Here is a 22,642-nt window from a genome sequence, read left to right as displayed (position 1 = left end):
ACTCCTCAGATAGGTGCTAGGACAACGGATGTGTTCGGTTGGGCGCCGACGGCGCGCATGGAGGTGGCCGCGTAGGACTGGGCCACCTGAGTCGGGGTACGGGCGCCCCCTGGCCGATACCAGATCGAGACGGCCTGGCAGGCGCCGAGCAGATAGCGCAGGGTTTCCTTGATGTCGCCGTCGATGTGGAAGTCGCCTGCGTCCAAACCGCGTTGGAGGATGCCTTCCACGAGGTCCTCCATCTCGGTCCGAAGCGCCACATACTCCGCGCGCTGCGGGTGATCGTGTTCGACGTATCGGAATTCGCCTGCGGTGCTGGCCAGTTCGAGATCGGCTGTCATATGCAGCACGATGGCCTCGATCGCATTCGAGAGTTGCCCGGCGGGTGTGTCTGCCTCGGCGATGGCTGCACGGACCCGGCTCAACACCGCGTCCATCGCGGCCTGCAGCACTGCGACCAGCATGCCCTGCTTGCTCTCGTGGTGGTAGTACAGCGTCGGCAGGGAAACGCCTGCGCGGGCAGCGATGTCGCGGGTCGAGGTGCCGTGGAAGCCGCGCTCGTGGAACGCGCTCTTGGCGGCGGCCAGGATCGGCGACAGGGCAGTGGGTTCGGTGCTGCGCCAGCCACCGGGCGGGAGCCCGGCGGCCGGTGACGTCTGTGCGGTGATGGTGTCAGACACGTTCGATGATGGTGGCGTTGGCCATGCCCGCGCCCTCGCACATGGTCTGCAGGCCGTACCGTCCGCCGGTGTCCTCGAGGTGATTGACGAGCGTTGCGAGGAGCCGGGTGCCCGACGAGCCGAGAGCATGTCCGAGCGCGATGGCGCCGCCGCGCGGGTTGAGCTTGGCCGGGTCGGCGCCGAACTCGTGCGCCCAGGCCATCGGCACCGGCGCGAAGGCCTCGTTGACCTCGTAGGCGTCGATGTCGTCGATCGTGAGTCCGGCCCGGTCGAGAAGCTTGTGGGTGGCCGGGATCGGCGCGGTGAGCATGAAGACCGGGTCGTCGCCGGCGAGGGCGAACGTGTGGAACCGAGCGCGGGGCGTGAGGCCCAGCTTGGACGCCATGGTGTCGCTCATGATCAGCGCGGCCGACGCGCCGTCGGTCAGCGGCGACGAGTTGCCCGGCGTGATGTGCCAGTTGATCTCGGGGAAGCGCTGGGCGTAGGCCTCCGAGTAGAACGACGACTTCAGGCCGCCGAGTCCTTCGGCGGTCGTGGAAGCGCGGATCGTCTCGTCGACGCGGTGGGTGGCGGTGTTCCCGTCGGCATCGACGACGTCGATCGGCAGGATCTCACGGTCGAAGAATCCGTCGGCTGTGGCCTGTGCGGCACGCTTGTGTGACTCGGCGGCGAAGGTGTCGAGTGCCTCGCGGTCGAGCTTCCACTTCGCCGCCACCAGCTCTGCGGAGATGCCCTGGCCAACCAGGCCGTCGGGGTAGCGTGCGGCGATACTCGGGCCGTGCGGTTTCTGGCCTGCGACGGAGAAGCCCATCGGCACCCGGCTCATCGATTCGACACCGGCTGCGATCACCACGTCGTACGCGCCGGCGATCACGCCCTGAGCGGCGAAATGGGCGGCCTGCTGGCTGGAGCCGCACTGCCGGTCGACCGTGGTGGCCGGCACCGACTCCGGGAATCCGGCCGAGAGCAGGGCGGTGCGGGAGATGTTCAGGGCCTGCTCACCGGCCTGCCCGACGCATCCGCCGATCACGTCGTCGACGAGGGCGGGGTCGAGGTCGTTGCGTTCGACGATGTTCTTGAGGACGTGGGCGAGCAGTTCGACGGGCTTGGTCTCCGACAGGGCGCCGCCGGGCTTGCCCTTTCCGGAGGCGAGGCGGGCGACGTCGACGATGACGGCTTCGGGCATGAGCAGGTCCTCTCAGAAGAACGATGAATCGCCTGACTACAGCGGAATCGGCCGGAATCCCGGTACCGATCTAACGCTCGTTCTACTGGTCTAGCACGTACTCAAGCGCGGAGACAACACCTGGGTCGAAAATCGACAACCCGTGTGGTCAGATCGCGCCCTTGCCGGCATCCCCGGCCGGGACGGCGGTGAAGGTCTTGACGTCGAGCGGGCCGGCGAGGAGGTCGCCGATCGCCGCGCCGAGTTCGGTGAGCGCCGGCGCACCACCGTGCGTGCCGAGCGCCTCGATCGATTGCCAGCGCTCGATCATCACCAGATCGGTCGAATCGCCCGTCGCCTCGTGCAGCGCGTACTTCTCGCAACCCGGTTCGTCGTGGACCTTCGGGATCGCCGCGAGGATGGCTGCCCGAACCTTGTCCTCTTCACCGGGCTTGGGAGAGATGGTCGCGACGACGATGACTTCGGACATGGGTGAGTTCGCTCCTGACGTGGATCAACGCCCGGACGAGGGTCCAGACGTCGATCACGCTAGGCGATCCGCGGGGTCCCCTAGGCGGAATTCGCGAGATGTCCCGGCAGGCGGACGGAACCGGATCGGGCCGAGGTGCGTCCAAGTGAACATGACCGACAACAATCTCAAGCTCCCCGCCCTGGTGTCCGAGTGGCTCGCTGCCGGAGACCGGACCACCGAGATCTTCACCGATACCGTGCACGTCAATCGGACACAGTGGAACGCAGAATTGTCTGCTCACGGTTTGCCTGAACTGACTGCCGATCGGATCTCTCGCCGTGACCTGTTCCGCATGGGCGAGGACGCCGTCAGCAGCCCGGCCGCGGCCATCTCGCTGCTCTGGCACACCGTGGCGTTCTGCCAGGGCCAGAAGATGACCGACGCCAAGCGCCGCATCGCCGCGGTCGCTGCAGATCGCGATCACCTCGGTGCCCTCCTCATGCGCACCGCGACGACGAGTCGGACCGATCCTGCCGAGGCGTACGCATTGCTCAAACCTGAGCGCATCGGCAATGTCATCGCGCGGCTCGGCCCCACCGGATTCACCTGGTACCTCTACTTCGCGGGTGCCGGCGCCCCGCACCATCCGTGTCAGCCGATCGACGCCAAGATTGCCCGCACCCTGAGGTGGGCCGGCTGGCGGACAGTGCGTGACAACAGCTGGGCGGCAACAGAATATGCGGCCTACACGCGGCTGGTCGACCGCTGGCGGGTCGAGGCCGGTACCGATCGGAACGACGTCATCGTGCGCGGCCTGTTCTCGGTGTCACCGCCGACCGACTGGGACTATCCGTGGCAGAACTGGGACGACCGCGAAACCTGGAACAGTGATGATTGGATGCACGGACCGCTGAGCGAGAGCGATCTGAAGCAGATCTATCACTGGCTGGCGCTGATCGCCGACATGTACCCGATGTCGACTGCGGCATATGACTTTTCGACGATCGGGGAGAAGATCAAGAACGTTGTCGGCGGGTCGATCGGATCGACATCGCCGCGCCTGCGCGTCGTCGGCGATCCGTACGACGAGCGCGACAGCTTCCGAGGGCGACTCGGGAATCGGTCGTAGGCGTCATGCCAGCCCAGGTTTGGGCGACTCTTCTCGTCGGAGCGGTGGGATTCGCCGGTGGCATAGCTGGTTTGGTTCAACGAACATATGCCGACCGCCGGGCGGAATGGTGGCGTCGCGCTACTTGGGTGTCGATCACACCTTGTCCGACGACGTTGACGCGCAGATCGTCGGCTTCGACGTGCTGGCGAAGCTGCAGCGGTCGAGGTTGGCAAGTCGCGCCGATCGTAGAGTCTTCGCAGCATGGGGTAGCCCGCAGGCTCTGGCATACGAGGGTGACAGCGGAGATCTTCCGACCTCATACTGGCACGTGAGGAGGCATCATGACCAGGACAGAAGCCAGCCCTTCACCCGCCGCGGGTGGACGTCGTCGCGTGCGCCCACTTGTGGTGCGTCAAGCGGCGGCTCGCATGGTGATAGCCGCCAACGAAGCGAATGGCGAGCCTACCGACCCTCGGATTCTCGCCGTTGCTCGAGGCGACGACGGCAGCTGAGCAGCGGGTTCTCTCGGGCGGCACAATCGGACGGCCATCTGCAACACCGATGATGGGCCGGACACGGCGGACGGGGATCGCTCGTCTCGGTGCCATGTCCGGCCCAACCCGACACGGTGCAGGCAGGGGTCACCCGCGCACCGTGGGTCTTGGGAGCCACCGCGAAGGTGGCATCGAAGGTGTTGTCTTACAGGGCCTTACGGTGCCCAGGTGCGCGGCGCGGCGCCGCTGTCGGCCTCCACCGGTGCGCTCACCCGGTAGGCGCGGTTCACCGCGGAGACCACGGCGCGCAGGCTGGCGGTGGTGATCGACGACGCGACGCCGACACCCCACACCGTCTCACCGTTGACCTCGGCCTCGACGTACGCTGCTGCGCTCGCGTCTCCGCCGGCGGTCAGCGCGTGCTCGCTGTAGTCGAGCACGCGGACCTCGTAGCCGACGGTCGAGAGCGCGTCGACGAACGCGGCGAGCGGGCCGTTGCCGGTGCCGGCGATCTCGCGTTCGTTGCCTTCGACCTTCACGATCGCGGTGATGTTGTCGTCGCCGCCGTCGACCTCGGCCGCGTCGACCCGCTGGCGCATCCGCTCGAGCGGCCAGATCGGCTGAAGGTAGTTCTCCGCGAAGACATCCCACATCTCCTTGGGATTGACCTCGCCACCCTCGCCGTCGGTGATCTTCTGGATCTCCCGGCTGAACTCGATCTGCAGACGGCGTGGCAGGTTCATGCCGTGGTCGGCCTTCATGATGTAGGCGACGCCGCCCTTGCCGGACTGGCTGTTCACGCGGATCACGGCTTCGTAGCTACGGCCGACGTCCTTGGGGTCGATGGGCAGGTAAGGCACCTGCCACAGGATGTCGTCGACGTCCGAGTCGGCGTCGTCGGCGTCGATCTTCATCTGGTCGAGACCCTTGTTGATCGCGTCCTGGTGGCTGCCGGAGAAGGCCGTGTAGACCAGGTCACCGCCGTAGGGGTGGCGTTCGGGGACGTTCAGCTGGTTGCAGTACTCCACCGTGCGACGGATCTCGTCGATGTCGGAGAAAGAGATCTGCGGGTCGACACCCCGGCTGAACAGGTTCATGCCCAGGGTCACCAGGCAGACGTTTCCGGTGCGCTCTCCATTGCCGAACAGGCAGCCCTCGATGCGGTCGGCGCCCGCCTGGAAGCCGAGTTCGGCTGCGGCGACCGCGGTTCCGCGATCGTTGTGCGGGTGCAGACTCAGGATGATCGAGTCGCGACGCTCCAGGTTGCGGTGCATCCACTCGATCGAGTCGGCATAGATGTTGGGGGTGGCCATCTCGACGGTGGCGGGCAGGTTGATGATCATCGGGTTCTCCGGGGTGGGAGCGATGATCGCGGTGACCGCGTCGCACACATGCTTGGCGTAACTCAACTCGGTGCCCGTGTAGGACTCCGGCGAGTACTCGTACCGCCAGTTGGTGTCGGGGTACTTCGCCTGTTCGGCCAGCACCTTGTGTGCCGCGTCGGTGGCGATCTTGGTGATGGCGTCGCGGTCGGCGCGGAACACCACGCGACGCTGGAGCACCGACGTGGAGTTGTAGAAGTGCACGATCACCTTGTTGGCCCCGCGGCAGGCGTCGAAGGTGCGCTCGATCAGTTCGTCGCGGCACTGGGTCAGGACCTGGATGGTGACGTCGTCGGGGATGGCGCCGTCCTCGATGATCTCGCGGACGAAGTCGTAGTCGGTCTGGCTTGCCGAGGGGAAGCCGACCTCGATCTCCTTGTAGCCCATCCGCACCAGCAGGTCGAACATGCGGCGCTTGCGCGCCGGGCTCATCGGGTCGATCAGCGCCTGGTTGCCGTCACGCAGGTCGACCGCACCCCACATCGGGGCCTTGGTGATGACGTTGTCGGGCCAGGTGCGGTCGGGGATGGCGATCGTCTCGACCTCGTCGGCGAACTGCCGGTAGCGATGCACGGGCATCGCGGATCCGCGCTGGGTGTTCCAGGCGGGTTGGCCCTCGGGGATCGGTCCCGCGGGTTCGATGATGCGGCTTGCGCCGGAAGTGAAGGTATCTGCTGCAGCCATGATGGTCAGTCTCCGGATGAAAGTGGAAAGTGACCGGCGCGTGAAAAGGCCCCGCGACGGAGGGCCGGTCGATTCAGACCCCGCCGCGGCAACCGAGAAGGAGTGCACGCTGCATGTGCGTCACCATACTCTTTGCCACCCGCGACGATCAAATGCGGTTCCGGCGCCCATCCGTGCGCAACGGTCTCAGGAGTCGAAGGGTTCACCCCATGTGGTGCCGAACGCCACCTCGGACAACGGCAGTCGTTCGCGCGGCCACGCGTCACGTTCGCGGATCTCGGGTGGAAGAGTGTCGGGGTCGTCGGCCAGCCGACCGACGGCCAGCACCACGAGCGGGCGCTTGTCATGCGGGATGTCGAACCGTTCGGATGCGGCGGCGGCGTCGAATCCGGCCATCGGATGCCCGTGCAACCCCAGCGCCCGTGCCTGGACCAGCATCTGCGACAACGCGAGGCCCAGGTCGACCGCGCCGTAGGTGTGCGCCTTCGCGTCGTCGGGATCGTTGGTGGTGCACAGCAGGATGAACGCGGACGCGCGAGGCGCCCACCCGATGTTGCCGCGATTCAGGGTGCCGGTCAGCCGCGTGAACGTGTCGTCGCCCCGTAGCCCGACGACGAACCTGAGCGGCTGGATTCGGCCCCACGTCGGCGCCCACCGTCCGGCGTCGAGGATCTCGGTGATCTCAGACGCCGAGACGGTGGCGGTGTCGTCGTAGCCGCGCGGACTCCAGCGACTCTCGATGAGTTCGTGCACGCGGCCGAGACTAGTGGGTGTTCTTCCGCGGCGTGCGCATGACGAAGGTCAGCACCACACCGAGGACGGTCAGCGCGATCACTGCGGCGAGTGACGCGGCGTGCATCCCGTCGACGTATGCCTGACGTGCCGCGTCGGCCAAAGCCGTTCCGCCGTCGCCCATGTCGAGAGCGCGATGCAGGGTCTCGCCGAGCGTGTCACCGAAGTCCCAGCCCCCGGAGCTCTCCCGGAACACCAGCGTCGCCAGCGACCCGAGCAGTGCCAGCCCGAGCGCCGTGCCGAGTTCGAAACTGGTCTCGGAGATGCCCGACGCCGCGCCCGACCGCTCGACCGGAACCGACCCGACCACCACGTCGGACACCAGGCTGAACTGGATGCCGTAGCCGATTCCGGCGATGGAGGTGAAGACCAGGTAGATCCAGATCGGGCTCGACGTGGTGAGCAGGAGCAGCCCCAGGTTGCCGGCCGCGGCCAGCGCGACGGAGCCGACGAAGGCCGCACGCGTGCCGATGGCGTCGGCGGCGCGCGTCGCACCGAGGGAGAACACCGCCACCGCGACAGCCATTGGAAGTCCGGCGAGCGCTGCGGACAAGACGTCGTGCCCCATCACCGACTGCAGGTACACGCTGGTGAGATACGCCATCCCGCCGAGCGCCATCATGCCCACGAGGGCTACGACGACGGCGGCGCTGAACTGGGCGTTGCCGAACAGTCGGACGTCGAGCAGCGGGGCGCGGGTGTTGCGCTGGTGCACGATGAACACCACGAGCATCGCCAGGCCGATCACACCGATGACGACCGGGCCGGTGGCGACACCCTCGGCGGCCATCGTCTTGACGGCGTACACCAGCGGCAGGATGCCCAGCATCGACAGTCCGACGCCGACGAAGTCGAAGGGGTCGGAGGTGCGAGCGCGATACTCGGGAATCAGGCGCGGCCCGAGGATGAAGAGGACGGCCAACACCGGCACGTTGATCAGGAAGACCACGCCCCACCAGAAGTGGTGCAGCAGAACGCCTCCCAGCACGGGGCCGAGAGCGCTACCGCCCGCGAAGGCGGCCGTCCAGACCCCGATGGCCCGTCCGCGTTGCCGGGCGTCGGGGAACATGTTGGCGATCAGCGACAGGCTCGACGGCATCAGCGTCGCACCGCCGACGCCCATCAGCGCGCGAGCGGCGATGAGGACCGCGGCGCTGGGTGCGAAGGCGGCGATCACCGATGCGACGCCGAACAGCGCGGCGCCGGCGAGGAGTACGCGACGACGTCCGATGCGGTCGCCGACGTTGCCCATGGTGATGAGGAGGCCGGCGATGAGGAATCCGTAGATGTCGAGAATCCACAATTGCTGTGTGGCGCCGGGTTCGAGTGCGTCGGTGATCGCCGGCATCGCCAGATAGAGGACGGAGAAGTCCATCGACACCAGCAACACCGGCAGGGTCAGCACGGCCAGTCCCCACCAGGTACGACGGTCAGCGGCCGCGGGTTCGGCAGGTCGCTGGGTCGTCGGATCGAGCTGGGTGGACATGGTGTGATCTCCTGGGTCGTGATGCGTCTCGGCGGACGCATCTGCGTACGCCGTACGCTCGTACGGTACCCAGGTGAGTACGCTGTACGCAACCAATTCATTCCGGTGATGACCCAGGTCACCGCCCTGTGGTCCCACAGAAAGGTGCCGTGTGCCCGAGGCCGACAATGCGAAACTGACGCTGCCGACGATCGTCGACGCCGCCATCGACGTCGCCGATTCCGACGGGCTCGGTGGCTTGTCGATGCGGCGTATCGCCGATGTGCTCGGAGTCGGCGCGATGTCGCTGTACCGCCACGTCGCCGACAAGGACGCGCTGCTGCAGGAGATGTCGGAGGAGATCGGCCGACGCTTCCCGTATCCGGTCGACCAAGCGGGTCCGTGGACGTGGCGAGAGCGGGTGCAGATCGCCGTCGACGTCGACTGGCAGCTCTATCGGCGCCACCCGTGGGTGGTGCTGGCGTATTCGTCGCCCCGGCACAGTTTCGGTGAAGAATCGCTGGTCTGTCTGGACTGGCTTGCGGCCGGATTCACCGATCTCGGCGTCGACGTCGAGCGGTCCATCGAGATGGCGCTGACCGTCTGGAGCTTTGTCCACGGCGTGGCGCTGGTCATGGTCAGCGACGCGCTGTTGCGGCCGGACAATCCGAGCGCGCCGCCCGACGGTCTGGCCGAGTTGGCCCGCGGCAACACCGATCCCGCGCTACCTCATCTCTCCGGACTCGCCACCAGCCCCGACGCCGCACGGCTGCTCGACCCGCGCAACCGGCTCGACGCGGGTATCGAATTCCTGTGCGCGGGGTTCGAGGCTGCGGCGCAGGGGTCTCGTCGCGCCGGCTGACCCGAACTCTTCGCGTCAGATCGCGTACGGGAACACGGTCAGCATGTGCGCACCGAACCACGAGCTGCCGACGACCACCGGCACCAGCATCGCGACGGCGGCTGCGGGCCGAACCCGCGCGAGCGCCATCGCCAGCGGGATCAGCAGCACGAACGCCGGCAACAGCAGGCGGGTGCGGCTGATGATGAGCCCCGTCGACAGCAGGATCGAGACCACCACGAGGGTGCCGTAGACGAGAACCGGCCAGGGCAGTCGCGACCAGCAGGCGATGGCCATCAGGACCACCGAGGCCACCATCACCCACGCCGTCGCGGTGGCCGCCACCTCACCCGATCCGACGATGGTTGCGTTGACGAAGTTGAATGCCGCTCTGCCCCAGTCGATCCGGGTGTCCCACCCCTCGCTCTGCACCCGGAACCACCCGGTGGGGGAGCCGGTCTGACCCCAGACGATCGCGAGGTAACCGAGGTATCCGAGGGGGCTGAGGACGATCGCCGCCCACGCCCGCCATCCGTCGCGATGGGCGATGATCGCGGCCAGCATGACTACGCCGATGAGGACCACCGAGGTAGGGCGCGTCGCTCCGGCGAGGAGAGTCATGGCTCCCGCCAGCAGCCAGCGATGCTCGAGCACCCCGACCAATGCCCACACGGCCAGCGCACAGAACAGCGTCTCGGTGTAGGCCATGTTCAGCACGATCGACATCGGCGTAGCGGCGAACAGCACGACGAGGATCAGGCCGGTGGCATGCGGCGAGGCCGGTCCGATCGGTGAGCGCTCCGACATCTGACGTGCACACACGGCACCGAGGCGTGCTGCTCCGGCGGCTGCCACGCATCCAAGGATCAGGTTGAGGCCGATCGCGGCACCGAAGGGTGTGATGAGCGGCAGCTTTGCGATGGCACCGACCAGATACGGATAGCCGGGGAAGAACGCGTAGGCGGTTTCGGCGGTGTGCACCCCCTGCGCATCGGTGAGCGACAGCGGAACACCGCCGTAGCCGTATTCGGCGATGGCCAGCATCCACTGTCCGTCCCACACGGTCAGACGCCCGCCGACGGTGCCCCCGTTCAGGTCGGCGAACCGGGCCAGCACGATCACGCCGATCGCGCGGACCGCGAGGAACACGACGACCGCCTCGATCCACCACAGGTGCGGCGAACCGAGTGGCCATGGCCGGTGTGGCGAGGAACTCACCTGGTCGTCGGGCCGGTCATCCTGCGCACGCGCGTCGTCGGCACTGCCGGCATCGGTTGAGGTGACCACGTGAGCGATCGTAGGGCCTGCGCTCGGCGCGGCTCACGTGGATCAGGTCACCACGAATCGGACGTGGTCGCGCTCGCCGGTAAGGTTGTTGCGTCAGCGAACGCCGCAGATCGACCGACAACCGTCGGCAAGGAGGTAACTCGACGTGGCACTGGTGGTGCAAAAGTACGGCGGATCGTCGGTCGCAACGGCCGAACGCATCCGGCGGGTCGCCGAGCGCATCGTCGAGACCAAGAAGCAGGGCAACGACGTCGTGGTGGTCGTGTCGGCGATGGGCGACACCACCGACGAACTGCTCGACCTGGCCCAGCAGGTCAACCCGACGCCGCCTCCTCGGGAGATGGACATGCTGCTCACCTCGGGTGAGCGGATCTCCAACGCTCTAGTCGCGATGGCGATCAGTTCGCTGGGTGCGCAGGCGCAATCCTTCACCGGTTCGCAGGCCGGCGTCATCACCACCAGCAGCCACGGCAAGGCCAAGATCATCGACGTCACGCCGGGCCGCGTCCGCAGCGCACTCGATGAGGGCAAGATCGTGCTGGTCGCCGGGTTCCAGGGCGTCTCTCAGGACACCAAGGACATCACCACCCTCGGGCGCGGCGGGTCGGATACGACCGCTGTGGCGCTGGCCGCCGCGCTGGAGGCCGACGTCTGCGAGATCTACACCGACGTCGACGGTGTGTACTCGGCCGACCCGCGCATCGTTCCGGATGCCCGCCGCCTCGAGACCGTCTCCTTCGAGGAGATGCTCGAACTCGCAGCGTGCGGCGCCAAGGTCCTGATGCTCCGGTGCGTCGAATATGCGCGCCGCTACAACGTTCCTGTTCACGTGCGCTCGTCGTACTCGACCAAACCCGGCACCCTGGTGACCGGATCGATGGAGGACATCCCAGTGGAAGAAGCCATTCTGACCGGAGTCGCCCACGACCGCAGCGAGGCCAAGATCACCGTCGTCGGCCTCGACGACAAACCCGGCTATGCCGCCAAGGTGTTCCGCGCGGTCGCCGACGCCGAGATCAACATCGACATGGTGCTGCAGAACATCTCGAAGGTGGAGACCGGAAAGACCGACATCACCTTCACGTTGCCGCGGGAACTGGGCCCGACGGGAATGGAGAAGCTGGCCAAGCTTCAGCAGGAGATCGGCTTCACCGATCTGCTCTACGACGATCACATCGGCAAGGTGTCGTTGGTGGGCGCGGGCATGAAGTCGCATCCGGGCGTCACCGCCACCTTCTGTGAGGCGCTGAGCGAGGCCGGTATCAACATCGAACTCATCTCGACCTCGGAGATCCGCATCTCGGTGCTGTGTCGCGACACCGAACTCGACGACGCGGTGCGCGCCCTGCATGCCGCCTTCGATCTCGGTGGCGAAGAAGAAGCCGTCGTCTACGCGGGAACAGGGAGGTAAGTCATGGGGCGAGCGAAGCGACGGGAGATGTGATGGGTGTACGTATCGGAGTGGTGGGCGCGACCGGTCAGGTAGGCGGCGTCATGCGAACCCTGTTGGCGCAGCGCAACTTTCCCGCTGACGAGGTGCGGTTCTTCGCATCGGCGAGGTCGGCCGGCAAGAAGTTGCCGTGGGGTGACGGCGAGATCGTGGTCGAGGATGCTTCGACCGCCGACCCCAGCGGTCTCGACATCGCCTTGTTCTCCGCCGGTGCGACGATGTCGCGTGAGCAGGCACCGAGGTTCGCCGCGGCCGGAGTGACGGTCATCGACAACTCCTCGGCCTGGCGCAAGGATCCGAATGTGCCCCTGGTGGTTTCGGAGGTCAACGGCGAGCTTGCGAAGAACCCGCCGAAGGGGATCGTCGCCAACCCGAACTGCACCACGATGGCGGCGATGCCGGTGCTCAAGCCCCTGCACGACGCGGCGGGCCTGCAGCGTCTGATCGTGTCGAGCTATCAGGCGGTATCCGGTAGTGGACTTGCGGGTGTCGAAGAACTTGCGACTCAGGTGCGCGCTGTCGACGGAGACGCGGAAAAGCTTGTCTACGACGGCAGTTCGGTCGAATTCCCGGCACCGAACAAGTACGTCGCCCCCATCGCGTTCAACGTCATCGCGCTCGCCGGCTCCATCGTCGACGACGGTTCGGGCGAGACCGACGAAGATCAGAAGCTGCGCAACGAATCTCGCAAGATCCTGGGTCTGCCCGAGCTTCTGGTCAGCGGAACGTGTGTCCGCGTGCCGGTGTTCACCGGGCACTCGCTGTCGATCAACGCCGAGTTCGCGAACCCGCTCTCGGTGGCGCGCGCCCAGGAGATCCTCGGTGCAGCGGCCGGCGTGGAGTTGGCCGACGTGCCGACGCCGCTCGCCGCGGCCGGCAAGGACAACTCACTGGTGGGTCGTATCCGGCAGGACCCGGGTGTGCCCGACGGTCGAGGACTGGCGTTGTTCATCTCCGGCGACAACCTCCGAAAGGGTGCCGCGCTCAACACGATCCAGATCGCCGAACTGCTCGTCTGACGTAGTCGCAGAAAGTAGGGGAGGAGTTTCTTCCCCGACCCTTGGAGTCCTCCCCTAGAAACTTCTAGGGGAGGACTTTGAACTTAGGGGAGGAAGTTCTTCCGCTAGATTTTTCAGGACCCGTCCCCGGGCAGAGACTTCAGTTGGGCGTGGGAGAGCCCGCGTCGAAGACTGGACATGACCCCGATCACGCGTCCAAGTTACTGTGTGGTAGCTTACTTCCTCATGAGACAAATCAGGGGGATCTTCTCAAGAAATGGTCGGCGGAAACTGTCGTCCGCTGTGCTCGCCGGTGCCGTCGTGGGGGCGGGACTCGTGGTGGCGACGCCGCAGGCCGATGCTGCCACCGACTTCTACACACCGCCCGCACGGTTCGCGAACGCGCCGGGTTCGGTGATCCGCAGCGAGGCCAGTCCGTTGCTGCTGCAGATTCCAGGGATGGCCAATCAGTGGCCAGGTACCGCCAAGCGGATCATGTACACCTCGCGCTACCAGGACGGAAAGCCCGCGGCGGTCACCGGCACCGTGGTCGAGCCGACCGCCCCGTGGCGAGGTAAGGGGCACCGTCCGACCGTCGTGGTGGGACCGGGCACCGTCGGCCAGGCCGACAATTGCGCACCGTCGAAGATGATGGCCTTCCCGATGTCGGTGGACATCACCAAGCCCAGCATCGGCGTCAACTACACCGCTCCAGAGATGTACTACCTTCTGCTGCAGGGTGTTCGGGTGGTCGTCACCGACTACATCGGATTGGGTACTCCGGGTATCCACACATATGTCAACCGGGCCGAGACCGGCCACGCGATGCTCGACGCCGCACGCGCCGCACTGCGTCTGGCGGGAGCGCCGACGAATGCGCCGGTCGGATTCGCCGGCTACTCGCAGGGTGGCGGCGCAGCCGCGTCTGCCGCTGAACTGGCGTCGACCTACGCCCCGGAGCTCAATGTTCGTGGCACCTATGCCGGTGCTCCGCCGGCCGACCTGGCCAAGGTGATCCCGGCTATCGACGGCTCCACGATCGCCGGCGCGATCGGCTTTGCCATCAACGGGTTGATGGCGCGCTATCCGAACGTGGATCGTGTGGTGCAGCGCGAGACCAATGCCGCGGGTAAGGGTGCGCTGCACAAGATCTCGCAGCAGTGCATCGGCGACATCATCCTGAGCTTCGCCTTCCAGCGCACCCAGAATTGGACGCGCTCGGGCGAGACCTTGTCGGCGCTCATCAACCGCTATCCGGACGTGCAGAAGGTGGTCGGCGAACAGCGCATCGGGCGCTACAAGCCGAACGCGCCGGTCTTCCTCGAAGGCGGGGTTGCCGACGACGTGATCCCGTACGGACAGGTCGCGCAACTCGCCCGCGACTGGCGTGCCCAGGGCGCCAATGTGCACTTCGTGGCAAACCCGACACCGCCGATCCTGACCAAGACGATCGTCAACCACGTCGTTCCCATGCTGGAGACGCTGCTCCCGGGCCTGGAATTTCTGATGGCCCAACTGAATCGCTGACGACCTAGCAAGGCGTCGGTGCCGCTCACAATGAGCGGCACCGGCGCCTTTGTGGATCCAACGCCCGCTGTGCGTGGTCACGGGTACGGCGCTCTCGTTGTGGTGTCTTGACACTGACACGCATCGATCATACGGTCAAGCATACAATGTATGACCGTCGGTTGCGGAGGCGCGATGAGCGAAACGACGAGGGCTGTGGTGCTCGGCGGCAGTGTGGCCGGATTGTGCGCGGCGGGTGTTCTTGCCAGGCACTTCGACGAGGTGGTCGTCCTCGAACGCGACGAACTCCCCGAGGGCGCCGAACATCGCAGGGGTGCTCCGCAGAGTCGGCATCCACATTTCCTGCTCAATGCCGGACGTCGCGCCATCGAGCAGATCTTCCCCGGCGTCGAAGAGTATGCGTGTTCCCTTGGCGCACAGGTTCGTAACCCCGCACTGTGTACCGCATCGTGTGGTCCGTATGGGTGGTCGGCCCGGGCGCGCGGCGAGATGACGATGCTCTACACCTCGCGGATCACGCTGGAGCGCGCTCTGCGCGACAAGGCGCGTGAGTTGCCCAATGTGATCGTTGTCGAGCAGGCGATCGCCAAGGGGTTGATCACCGATCGTGCTGCGAATCGGGTGTGTGGCGTGCGCTGGGTCGGACCCGACACCGGCGGCGACACCACCATTGATGCCGACCTCGTCATCGATGCCCTGGGTCGGGGGTCCAAGGTGTCCGACTGGCTTGGCGGCGCAGGTTGGGAGCAACCACCGGTGGACACCCTTGATGCCAAGGCGACCTACTCCTCGCGCTGGTACCAGGCGCCGACCGGTGACGACCGACCGAGTGAGTGGTGGTGGGATCACCTTGCCGTGATGCCAACCGCGGACCGCGGATCGCACCCGCTCGAGCACGATTACCTGTCGACGATCTTCCCGATCGAGGACGATCGCTGGATCGTGTTCATGGGATCGTGGGGACTCGACATGCCCCGAACCGTCGAGGATTTCGAATCCCGTGCGGAACGCGTTCGCGCGCCGGCTTTTCCGAATGCGATCAAGCAGGCCGAGCCTACGTCCGAGGTCTACGTGACGAAGTCGACCGGGAACAAATGGCGGCGTTACGATCTCATGGCCGATCCGCCCCGCAGCCTTGTCTCGGTCGGTGACTCGATCTGCGCGTTCAACCCCCTCTACGGCCAGGGGATGAGCGCGGCCGCGGTAACGGCCACCATTCTGGACGAGTGCATTCGCAGCACAACGGAACTCGATGAGGTGAGTGCGGAGTTCCTGACCAGGCAGCGAGACTACCTCAAGATTCCGTGGAGTCTGGCGACCGCGCGCGATCGTGGTTACGATCACGCAGAGGGGACGCTGGCGATCGAGTCATCGCGTCGTCGCGCACTGACCGGCCGAATGAGTTGGCCGGCATTCAGTTTCATCATGCGTGCGGCAGCGGAGGACTCCGTCGTCGAAGAACACTTCGCTCGTGTGTTCAACATCGAAGAGTCCTTGGCGGACATGATGCGCAATCCGAAAGTACTGGCGCGACTGGCGATCTTCGGAGTTCGGCTTGCGCTGCGTCGGACTCGACTACCCGAACCTCTTGACCCACTGCAGGACCCGCCGGGCGCGGACCTGTCACAACTGGTCGGGAAGTGATCGGCGATGTTCGTGATCCACAATCCTTCCGACATCCTCTGGTATCAGAATCTGCTCGACGTCGTCTACCTGACGATCGCGGTGATCGCGGCGGTCTACAGCCGGCGCCGATATCGCGATGGACGGCCGGAATATGCGGTGTTGATGGTGGCTGCCTTCGTGTATGGCCTTCTGCTGGAACTGTGGGGCATGGTGGTTCACCACAGCTACACCCAGGGCACGTTCGCGGTGATGCTCGACTGGCGCTGGGTGCCCGGCTTCTCCGACGCCACGCTGATGCCGCTGTATGTGCCGTTCTTCTACCCGGTCATGCTGTTCCTCGGGTACAAGCTGGTGGAGGCACTTGGCATCGAATCACTCTGGCAGAGAGCCATTGTCGGTGGTTTGATCATGAGTTTCCTCGATGCGCCCTACATCATCGAGGGCAATCTGCGGCATGTTGTGTGGTGGACGTGGCACCAGTGGGACCTCTACCAACTGTGGCTTGGCTGGCCGCTGGTCGACATGTGGTGGCAGATGACGTGGGATGCGCTGATCTTCTACCTTCTTCTGCGTCTCCTGCCACGGTTGACCCGTCGTGCATCGGTGGGCGGCGCGCAGGCCCATGCCTCGGTGCTGATCGTCGCACCGGTGGGTATTGCCGTCGTCGTCAACCTGATCGGGCCATTCCTGCATCTGCCGATCGTCATCGCCACCTACGTCGGCGGACGACAGTGGCCCGTCGTCGTGGTGCTGTACGTGGTCTATCTCGCGGTGGCGGTGCGAGCCTTGCGCTCGGCGAGGCCGCTGAGAGTTGAGACGGTGACGGCCGTCTGCGCCGGGATCTACGTTGTGGCCTTCGTGGCGATGGTGATCGGCAATGTCGTGCACGAGGGTCGCGTGCCCTTCTATGCGGTCGTCCAGGTGATCGGCCTGGTGATGATCGGGGTGACCTTGGTGTTCCCGGCCGTGGTCGCCAGCCGGCGGACCGACGCCGCGGCTTCCCAGCGCGGTCTTCTGACAGGATGAAGGGGTGAGAACGCGCGGGTGGGGCGGCAAGCTGCCCCGTGACGAGGACGAGGCGAGGACACGGACCGTCGAAGCCGCCATGCGATGCGTCGATCGTTACGGCCCCACCAAGACGACACTCGCCGACGTCGCGAACGAACTCGGGGTCACCAGGCAGACGGTGTATCGGCTGTTCCCGACCACTGCGGACCTGCTGTCGGCGGTCGGCGAGGCGGGAACCGACCAGTTCCTCGATCGGCTGGCCGACCATGTCTCCGGAATCACCGATCCGAGCGACGCGGTGGCCGAGGCGGTTGTCTACACCCTGGAAGCGCTGCCCACCGAGCGCTATATCGGTCTGCTGCTGCAGGCCGGAGAGACCGAGGTCTTCAGTCGCGGTGCGACGTCGTCGCGGGCCATGTCCTTCGGAAAGTCTGTGTTGCAACGCTTTCCGATCGACTGGGTCGAGATCGGGCTCGACGACGAACTGGAAGGACTGGCGGAGTTCATGTTGCGCTCGTTCATGTCCTTCGTGCAGTACCCTTCGGATCCGCCACGGACCTCGGATGAGTTGCGCGCCTATGTCAAACGCTGGTTGGGTCCGGCGCTGGGCGCGCCGGTTAGTCGCGAAAGAACTGGCCGAGCATCACGCGCCGGTTGAGGCCTACCGCTGGCTAGGTGCGAGCTTGCGAGCCGCGAAGCCCCGGTGAGAGAACATCGTTGTCTCACCGTCTCGACACGACACCTCGCCTGGGGCTCGGTGTCGGCTCGACCAGCGGGGTGCTATCGCGCTCCTCGGATCACGACACGGAGAGTTCGAGCTCGGCCAGCCGCCGGACCACCAGACTGGGTACGTAGCGGACCACACCGGTCGACATGCGCACGTCGCTGGTGGCCGCCAGGAGCAATTCGATTGCGCGACAGGCCTCGAGCCGCGCCAGATGCGCGCCTATGCAGAAGTGGATGCCGCGACCGAAGCTGTGATGCGAACGTGGTTGCGGGCGGTCGAAGTTGATCTCTGCGGGATGATCGAAGGTGGAGGAGTCGCGGTTGGAGGCGCCCCACAGGAGCATCAGCCGCGCGCCCTCCTCGATGTCGACTCCGTCGAGTGTGGTTGCGCACGTGGTGGTTCGGAAGTGTCCGCGGAAGGGGCTCTCTAGACGAACCGCCTCTTCGACGAGCGCCGGGATGCGCCAGGGGTCGGCGCGCAGCTCTGCTTGGACCGAGGCGTCCGACGCGACCAGCCGCGCGCACGTGCCGAGCAGGCTGGTGGTGGATTCGGCTCCCGCCGTGACCAACTGGACCAGGAACATCGTGCCTTGATCGCGCTTGAGGGTTCCGTCGGCGACGGCGTCGGCGATGATGTCGAGCATCGCACCGGTCCTGATCTCGACGGCTGCATCGAGGTGTTTGCCGAGGTACGCACTGAACTCGATCACCCTCATCATGGCCTCGCCGATCCGCTCCGGCGTGGCGACTCCCGAGACCAGGGCGATGGCGTCGTCGGACCATGCGGCGAGCTGGTCGAAGTCGTCCTCCGGCAGGCCCAGGATGTAGCCGATGACGCGCACGGGCACCGTCGTGGCGATCGAACGCATCCAGTCGCCACCACCGTCGGCGACCAGCTGCTTGATGCGTGGCTCGAGCAGGGCGTCGATGTCGCTCTGCAAGTCGCGCACCGCGCGTTGAGAGAAGCGAGGCTGCACCAGCGCCCGGTGCGTCGTGTGCGTGGGTGGGTCGGAGGTGGCCAAGACATCCACCCCGCCGGTATCGGCGACCTGCAGTTCGGCGGACTCGGCGCCCGTGGTCAGCAGGGCCACGAGATTGCTGGAGTATGTGGCGGGGTCGGCAAGGACCTCGCGAATGGCGTCGAAGCCGAGGACGACGTAGAGCTGCTGATCGGCGAGGTAGTGGACGTTTCCGTCGGCGAGCAGCCGGTCGAAGGTCGGGTACGGGTCTTGCAGAACCTCGTCGGAGAAGAGTTCGCTTGCCTGGATCATCGGCACTCCTCGAACTGTGGTAACGTGTGATGTAACATGTTATACCACATGTGCGACGACGGGCTACGATGGTGCGCATGGCTGCTGACGACATACGCTCCCGCCTCGAGTCCTCACGCGACTCGATCACCGTCGTCCGGTCCTTCACTGCCGACGAGCGCGCACGGCGCGACGAGATCATCGACGAAGCGCGTCGGTTGGCGTCTGCCCAGGGCTATCAAGGGCTCACGATCCGGGCGGTCGCAGCGGCAGCGAACACCACACCGGTCACGATCTACCGGTACTTCGGCTCCAAAGACGGCCTGGCGCAACAACTCATGGCCGAGTGGGCGTTACAGACGCTGACCCGCTTGGAGGAGCTGCAGTTTGCCGACGACATTCCAGAAGGTGAAAGGATCGCGTCGGCGTTCGGAGAGATCATCGGCTGGGCCGCCGAGGACTTGAATCTACTTGGGGCAGGCTTGAACTCGATCCACACCAACGCCACGGGCGGTGGTGGTATCGGATTGTGGAAATCGCTGTTCATCAGTTTGGTCCGCGCAGCGTTGTCCAACCAGGACTGGCAGGACACCGACCATCGGGCAACCGTCCTCGGCTACGTGCTCACAACGTGCCTGATCGATCTCACGGCCGGGTCGGGAGACGTGGCCGACATCAGCGAGACGATCCGGACTGCGGCGCGGCTGATCTTCGGCGCTTGAGAGTCGTCAGATCGAGAATCGTCCGGCGAAGGCGCGCAAGGGAAGATCGGCGCTGGTGATGATGCCCGGTCGTGCGTCGACCACCGAGCGAATCGAGTTCAGCGCAGGCAATCCCGTCACCGTCATGCCGATCGACGCGAAGTTCTCCGGCTTGGACAGATCGAACCCGGGCTTGGGAAAGATCATGTGCTTGCTGTAGACGCTCGGGTCGCCGGTGACCTGGGTGATGTAGCACGCCTTGATATCCCAGGACGGATCGGTGTGCGGCGTCATCTGCCATTCGAGATGGTTCTCGATGCGCGGCACGCCGTCGACCATGCCCTGATACTTGATGTAGTTGGCGCCGAGTGAACCCTTCGGCATGAAGTACCAGCCGAGGTCGACATCCTTTGTGCAGGCGCCGAGTTCGTAGCTGAATTTCACCTCGTCGAGTTCCAGTCCGAATGCGTCAGCCATCAGGTAGACCGAGTCGGCGAACACGGCGGTGTACTTGTAGAGCGAGTCGGGAATGGTCGGATCGTCGACGGGGCGTCCGTATCCGACGGCCTTCCAGGTGTCCACCGAGTGGTGGCAGGAGACGTCCACCGACTCGGTCACGGTGACGTTCTGGATGTCGGCGACGTCGGCGGTGTGCACGATGCCCAGGATCTGATTGAGACCGGGATTCATGCCGGTCCCGTAGAACGTGGACTTGCCGCGCTGACAAGCCGATTCGAGAACTTCGCTGACCTTGCGGCCGGACGGATGCTGCCAGTTGTTGTCCCGATGGAATCCAGTGATCCAGTCTGCGGTGGTGACGACGTTGATGCCGGCTTCCAGCACCTTCTCGTACAGGTTCTCGTCGGGGAAGACGCCGTGGAAGGTCAGGACATCGGGCTGCGCGGCGAGGATCTCCTCGACGGTCCCGGTGGCCGTGACCCCGACCGGATGGATGCCGACGATCTCGCCTGCATCGCGCCCGATCTTGTCCGCGGTGTAGCAGTGCAGGCCGACCAGTTCGAGGTCGGGGTGATTCTGGATGCGCCCGATCATCTCGGTGCCGAGATTGCCGGTGGCGACCTGAAAGACGCGGATCTTGTCGGAACTCATGTGTGTGCTGCCCTTCTGAGTTGTGAAAATGTCTGGTGTCAGGCGGTTCTGGCGACAGCGGACGGGTGCCGGGGGATGATGGCGCCACTCTCCGGCCGAGTCGGGTCGACGCCGGCGGGTCCGCCGTCGGGATAGAACTGAACCGCCCATTCTCGTAATGCCTTGAACCCTTTGAGCTCTCGGCGAGACAGTGCGGGCGGGTCGGAGTAGCGCTGATGCGACCAGATCTCGACGTCCCGGTCGAACTGCTCGATGACGAGGTCGGCCATGGTCTTTCCGTAGCGGCTCATCTCGGGACTGTCGTCGCCCGGCTTGCGTCCGATCCACACCGTGAATCGGACGTCGCAGGTGGCGTCGTCGACCGGGGTGACCGCGGGCATGGTGCGATTCTCGATCATCCCCCAGGACTTGGTGATCGAGCAGCCCAGACCTGCATTGATCGAATAGACTCCGCTGGTTGCGGTTTCGAGCGTGACACCCTCCTCGAATGCGATCGTGAAGTCCACGTAGGAGACGGGGCCCTCGAAGTCATGGCGGGTGAACTCGGGCATGAACGGTGTCTCGTGCACGAACTTGAAGTGCGCGAAGTCGACGCCGTTCTCCATGACGTACTGGGGATGCAACTCGAGTCCCTGCCGGAACAAGGTGGCCGCCGGTACAGGAGGGTAGTAGTTGTCGGCGTCGGCTGGGTCGTCGCCGAAACCGGTGAACATGTCCGGCACCTCGAAGTACGGTTCGCGCTGGTTGACGTCGTACCAGATCCACACGGCCTCATTGCGTTCGACGACCGGATAACTGCGGATGCGTCGCACTTTGTTCGGATGGTTCTCGTACGGGACACACACATTGCGTCCCTGGGCATTCCACTCCCAGCCATGAAACGGGCAGACCAGGTTCTCGCCGTCGACATGGCCGCCGTAGCCGAGGTGTGCGCCGAGGTGTTCGCAGTAGGCGTCGAACACCGACAGGTTCCCCGACGCCGACCGCCAGGCAACCATTTCCCGTCCGAAGTACTTCATCTTGTGGACATCGCGCGAGGTGATCTCGGATGACCAGGCGACCTGGAACCATCCGGTCGGGTGCATCGACAGTGGGGTCTGTGCCATCGGTCCTCTGTCAGTGAAGGGGCAGTTGAGGGCTGTTCTACACGAACCATAGAACCCTCTGTGAAATAGTGCAAGATCCCTCTGTGAAACTGGCGTCCCGCCTGGTTGTCGGGCTAGCATCGAGGCCATGAGCCAGGCCACCACCAACACGCGTCGGGCCAACAAACGTGGGCTCGCGACGCGCGAGAGCATGATCAAGGCGGCGATCGCCTCGTTGGCGACGGGTGACCCGGCGGCGGTGTCGGGGAATCGCATTGCTCGCGACATCGGCGCCACCTGGGGCGTCGTCAAGTATCAGTTCGGCGACATCGATGGTCTGTGGGCCGCGGTGTTGCGACACACGGCCGAGCAGCGTGGTGACCTGCCCGCCAATCTTGCGCCCGGCGGCACGCTCGCCGAGCGGGTGGAAGCCCTGATCGACGGCATGTACGTGGGTCTGACGACTCGAGAGGCCCTGGCAATCGAGACCCTGCGTGCGGCGCTACCTCGTGACCACGCCGAGCTGGAACGCGAATTCCCCTTGACCGCTACGGAACTGGCCTCGTGGAAGCCGGATTGGGAACAGGCGTGCCACCGCGCGTTCGCCGACCTCAACATCGAAAGGGTCCGGATCCGCCGGATGGCTGCGCTCATTCCGGCCGCCATGCGCGGAATCTCGTCGGAGCGATTTCTGGGTACATATGGCGACCTCGACGACGCGAAGCGGGGCCTCATCGACGCGATGGTCGCCTACCTCACCGACTGAGTCGACGCCGCACGGTGTAGAA

Annotated in this window: 21 protein-coding genes; 11 read left to right on the top strand and 10 right to left on the bottom strand. The window is 65.5% G+C overall.

What is annotated here, in order from left to right; all coding sequences use genetic code 11:
* Positions 1-5: 5 nt before the first annotated feature.
* The 3 genes from MKW15_RS03885 to MKW15_RS03875 all read right to left on the bottom strand — a co-directional run bounded on the left by MKW15_RS03885 (position 6) and on the right by MKW15_RS03875 (position 2,335).
* Positions 6-680 (bottom strand): TetR/AcrR family transcriptional regulator, encoded by a 675-nt coding sequence (locus MKW15_RS03885; RefSeq protein ID WP_374246103.1) that lies wholly within the window; start codon positions 678-680, stop codon positions 6-8.
* Positions 673-1,866: a thiolase family protein gene (locus MKW15_RS03880; protein ID WP_240856252.1), complete on the bottom strand. Its 1,194-nt coding sequence runs from the start codon at positions 1,864-1,866 to the stop codon at positions 673-675. Before MKW15_RS03880 ends, MKW15_RS03885 begins: the two co-directional genes overlap by 8 nt.
* Before the next feature lie 148 nt (positions 1,867-2,014).
* Complete coding sequence (locus tag MKW15_RS03875; RefSeq protein WP_240856251.1) at positions 2,015-2,335, bottom strand: putative quinol monooxygenase; 321 nt, start codon at positions 2,333-2,335, stop codon at positions 2,015-2,017.
* A 151-nt stretch (positions 2,336-2,486) separates the two neighbouring features.
* Between MKW15_RS03875 and MKW15_RS03870 the strand changes: the two genes are divergently transcribed.
* Both MKW15_RS03870 and MKW15_RS03865 read left to right on the top strand, forming a co-directional pair.
* Positions 2,487-3,446, top strand: coding sequence for an 8-oxoguanine DNA glycosylase OGG fold protein (locus tag MKW15_RS03870; protein WP_240856250.1), 960 nt, complete (start codon positions 2,487-2,489; stop codon positions 3,444-3,446).
* Positions 3,447-3,769: 323 nt separating this feature from the next.
* On the top strand, positions 3,770-3,940 hold the full coding sequence (locus MKW15_RS03865; protein WP_240856249.1) for a hypothetical protein: 171 nt from the start codon (positions 3,770-3,772) through the stop codon (positions 3,938-3,940).
* 197 nt (positions 3,941-4,137) lie between these two features.
* Here the strand turns inward: MKW15_RS03865 and leuA are convergent, their stop codons facing one another.
* The 3 genes from leuA to MKW15_RS03850 all read right to left on the bottom strand — a co-directional run bounded on the left by leuA (position 4,138) and on the right by MKW15_RS03850 (position 8,266).
* Entirely contained in the window at positions 4,138-5,988 is a 1,851-nt protein-coding gene (gene leuA / locus MKW15_RS03860; RefSeq protein WP_240856248.1) for a 2-isopropylmalate synthase, read from the bottom strand.
* Between the two features lie 186 nt (positions 5,989-6,174).
* A complete protein-coding gene (locus tag MKW15_RS03855; protein ID WP_240856247.1) occupies positions 6,175-6,741 on the bottom strand; it encodes a nitroreductase family protein in 567 nt (188 codons plus the stop codon).
* A 10-nt stretch (positions 6,742-6,751) separates the two neighbouring features.
* The gene (locus MKW15_RS03850; protein ID WP_240856246.1) at positions 6,752-8,266 is read right to left on the bottom strand and encodes an MFS transporter; all 1,515 of its coding nucleotides are present in this window, start codon (positions 8,264-8,266) and stop codon (positions 6,752-6,754) included.
* A gap of 151 nt (positions 8,267-8,417) precedes the next feature.
* On the opposite strand from MKW15_RS03850, the gene MKW15_RS03845 reads away from it, so the two are divergent.
* Positions 8,418-9,107, top strand: a complete 690-nt coding sequence (locus tag MKW15_RS03845; protein WP_240856245.1) for a TetR/AcrR family transcriptional regulator — start codon at positions 8,418-8,420, stop codon at positions 9,105-9,107.
* 15 nt (positions 9,108-9,122) lie between these two features.
* On the opposite strand, the gene MKW15_RS03840 is transcribed toward MKW15_RS03845, so the two are convergent.
* Positions 9,123-10,373, bottom strand: a complete 1,251-nt coding sequence (locus tag MKW15_RS03840) for a hypothetical protein (RefSeq protein ID WP_374246098.1) — start codon at positions 10,371-10,373, stop codon at positions 9,123-9,125.
* Positions 10,374-10,518: 145 nt separating this feature from the next.
* On the opposite strand from MKW15_RS03840, the gene MKW15_RS03835 reads away from it, so the two are divergent.
* The 6 genes from MKW15_RS03835 (at position 10,519) to MKW15_RS03810 (ending at position 17,640) form a co-directional block, all read left to right on the top strand.
* Positions 10,519-11,784 carry an aspartate kinase gene (locus MKW15_RS03835; RefSeq protein ID WP_240856244.1) on the top strand — a complete coding sequence of 422 codons (1,266 nt, stop codon included), beginning with the start codon at positions 10,519-10,521 and terminating at the stop codon, positions 11,782-11,784.
* Between the two features lie 32 nt (positions 11,785-11,816).
* The gene (locus MKW15_RS03830) at positions 11,817-12,842 is read left to right on the top strand and encodes an aspartate-semialdehyde dehydrogenase (protein ID WP_240856243.1); all 1,026 of its coding nucleotides are present in this window, start codon (positions 11,817-11,819) and stop codon (positions 12,840-12,842) included.
* A 225-nt stretch (positions 12,843-13,067) separates the two neighbouring features.
* On the top strand, positions 13,068-14,348 hold the full coding sequence (locus MKW15_RS03825) for a lipase family protein (protein WP_240856242.1): 1,281 nt from the start codon (positions 13,068-13,070) through the stop codon (positions 14,346-14,348).
* A gap of 174 nt (positions 14,349-14,522) precedes the next feature.
* The gene (locus MKW15_RS03820) at positions 14,523-15,992 is read left to right on the top strand and encodes an NAD(P)/FAD-dependent oxidoreductase (protein ID WP_240856241.1); all 1,470 of its coding nucleotides are present in this window, start codon (positions 14,523-14,525) and stop codon (positions 15,990-15,992) included.
* A gap of 6 nt (positions 15,993-15,998) precedes the next feature.
* Entirely contained in the window at positions 15,999-17,000 is a 1,002-nt protein-coding gene (locus MKW15_RS03815; protein WP_240856240.1) for a hypothetical protein, read from the top strand.
* Between the two features lie 4 nt (positions 17,001-17,004).
* Positions 17,005-17,640 (top strand): TetR/AcrR family transcriptional regulator, encoded by a 636-nt coding sequence (locus MKW15_RS03810; RefSeq protein ID WP_240856239.1) that lies wholly within the window; start codon positions 17,005-17,007, stop codon positions 17,638-17,640.
* A 139-nt stretch (positions 17,641-17,779) separates the two neighbouring features.
* Here the strand turns inward: MKW15_RS03810 and MKW15_RS03805 are convergent, their stop codons facing one another.
* Entirely contained in the window at positions 17,780-18,979 is a 1,200-nt protein-coding gene (locus tag MKW15_RS03805; protein ID WP_240856238.1) for a cytochrome P450, read from the bottom strand.
* Between the two features lie 77 nt (positions 18,980-19,056).
* Here MKW15_RS03805 and MKW15_RS03800 point away from each other — a divergent pair, with 77 nt between their 5' ends.
* Positions 19,057-19,680 (top strand): TetR/AcrR family transcriptional regulator, encoded by a 624-nt coding sequence (locus MKW15_RS03800; protein ID WP_240856237.1) that lies wholly within the window; start codon positions 19,057-19,059, stop codon positions 19,678-19,680.
* A gap of 6 nt (positions 19,681-19,686) precedes the next feature.
* Here MKW15_RS03800 and MKW15_RS03795 read toward each other — a convergent pair whose 3' ends face one another.
* Together MKW15_RS03795 and MKW15_RS03790 are read right to left on the bottom strand one after the other, a co-directional pair.
* Positions 19,687-20,769 carry an NAD(P)H-dependent amine dehydrogenase family protein gene (locus tag MKW15_RS03795; RefSeq protein WP_240856236.1) on the bottom strand — a complete coding sequence of 361 codons (1,083 nt, stop codon included), beginning with the start codon at positions 20,767-20,769 and terminating at the stop codon, positions 19,687-19,689.
* A 38-nt stretch (positions 20,770-20,807) separates the two neighbouring features.
* Positions 20,808-21,875 (bottom strand): Rieske 2Fe-2S domain-containing protein, encoded by a 1,068-nt coding sequence (locus tag MKW15_RS03790; protein WP_240856235.1) that lies wholly within the window; start codon positions 21,873-21,875, stop codon positions 20,808-20,810.
* A 127-nt stretch (positions 21,876-22,002) separates the two neighbouring features.
* Here MKW15_RS03790 and MKW15_RS03785 point away from each other — a divergent pair, with 127 nt between their 5' ends.
* Complete coding sequence (locus tag MKW15_RS03785) at positions 22,003-22,620, top strand: TetR/AcrR family transcriptional regulator (protein WP_240856234.1); 618 nt, start codon at positions 22,003-22,005, stop codon at positions 22,618-22,620.
* Positions 22,621-22,642: the final 22 nt, after the last annotated feature.

The sequence above is a fragment of the Gordonia gummivorans genome, assembly GCF_022513585.1.
Classification (GTDB): Bacteria; Actinomycetota; Actinomycetes; order Mycobacteriales; family Mycobacteriaceae; genus Gordonia.
This window is presented reverse-complemented; position numbering and strand designations above follow the sequence as displayed.

Bases quoted from the DNA above. Each gene is read 5' to 3' on its own strand.
- MKW15_RS03830 (WP_240856243.1), top strand. From the start codon at position 11,817: ATGGGTGTACGTATCGGAGTGGTGGGCGCGACCGGTCAGGTAGGCGGC.
- MKW15_RS03825 (WP_240856242.1), top strand. From the start codon at position 13,068: ATGAGACAAATCAGGGGGATCTTCTCAAGAAATGGTCGGCGGAAACTG.
- MKW15_RS03870 (WP_240856250.1), top strand. From the start codon at position 2,487: ATGACCGACAACAATCTCAAGCTCCCCGCCCTGGTGTCCGAGTGGCTC.
- MKW15_RS03820 (WP_240856241.1), top strand. From the start codon at position 14,523: ATGAGCGAAACGACGAGGGCTGTGGTGCTCGGCGGCAGTGTGGCCGGA.
- MKW15_RS03850 (WP_240856246.1), bottom strand. From the start codon at position 8,266: ATGTCCACCCAGCTCGATCCGACGACCCAGCGACCTGCCGAACCCGCG.
- MKW15_RS03815 (WP_240856240.1), top strand. From the start codon at position 15,999: ATGTTCGTGATCCACAATCCTTCCGACATCCTCTGGTATCAGAATCTG.
- MKW15_RS03805 (WP_240856238.1), bottom strand. From the start codon at position 18,979: ATGATCCAGGCAAGCGAACTCTTCTCCGACGAGGTTCTGCAAGACCCG.
- MKW15_RS03785 (WP_240856234.1), top strand. From the start codon at position 22,003: ATGAGCCAGGCCACCACCAACACGCGTCGGGCCAACAAACGTGGGCTC.
- MKW15_RS03800 (WP_240856237.1), top strand. From the start codon at position 19,057: ATGGCTGCTGACGACATACGCTCCCGCCTCGAGTCCTCACGCGACTCG.
- leuA (WP_240856248.1), bottom strand. From the start codon at position 5,988: ATGGCTGCAGCAGATACCTTCACTTCCGGCGCAAGCCGCATCATCGAA.
- MKW15_RS03880 (WP_240856252.1), bottom strand. From the start codon at position 1,866: ATGCCCGAAGCCGTCATCGTCGACGTCGCCCGCCTCGCCTCCGGAAAG.
- MKW15_RS03790 (WP_240856235.1), bottom strand. From the start codon at position 21,875: ATGGCACAGACCCCACTGTCGATGCACCCGACCGGATGGTTCCAGGTC.
- MKW15_RS03865 (WP_240856249.1), top strand. From the start codon at position 3,770: ATGACCAGGACAGAAGCCAGCCCTTCACCCGCCGCGGGTGGACGTCGT.
- MKW15_RS03795 (WP_240856236.1), bottom strand. From the start codon at position 20,769: ATGAGTTCCGACAAGATCCGCGTCTTTCAGGTCGCCACCGGCAATCTC.
- MKW15_RS03875 (WP_240856251.1), bottom strand. From the start codon at position 2,335: ATGTCCGAAGTCATCGTCGTCGCGACCATCTCTCCCAAGCCCGGTGAA.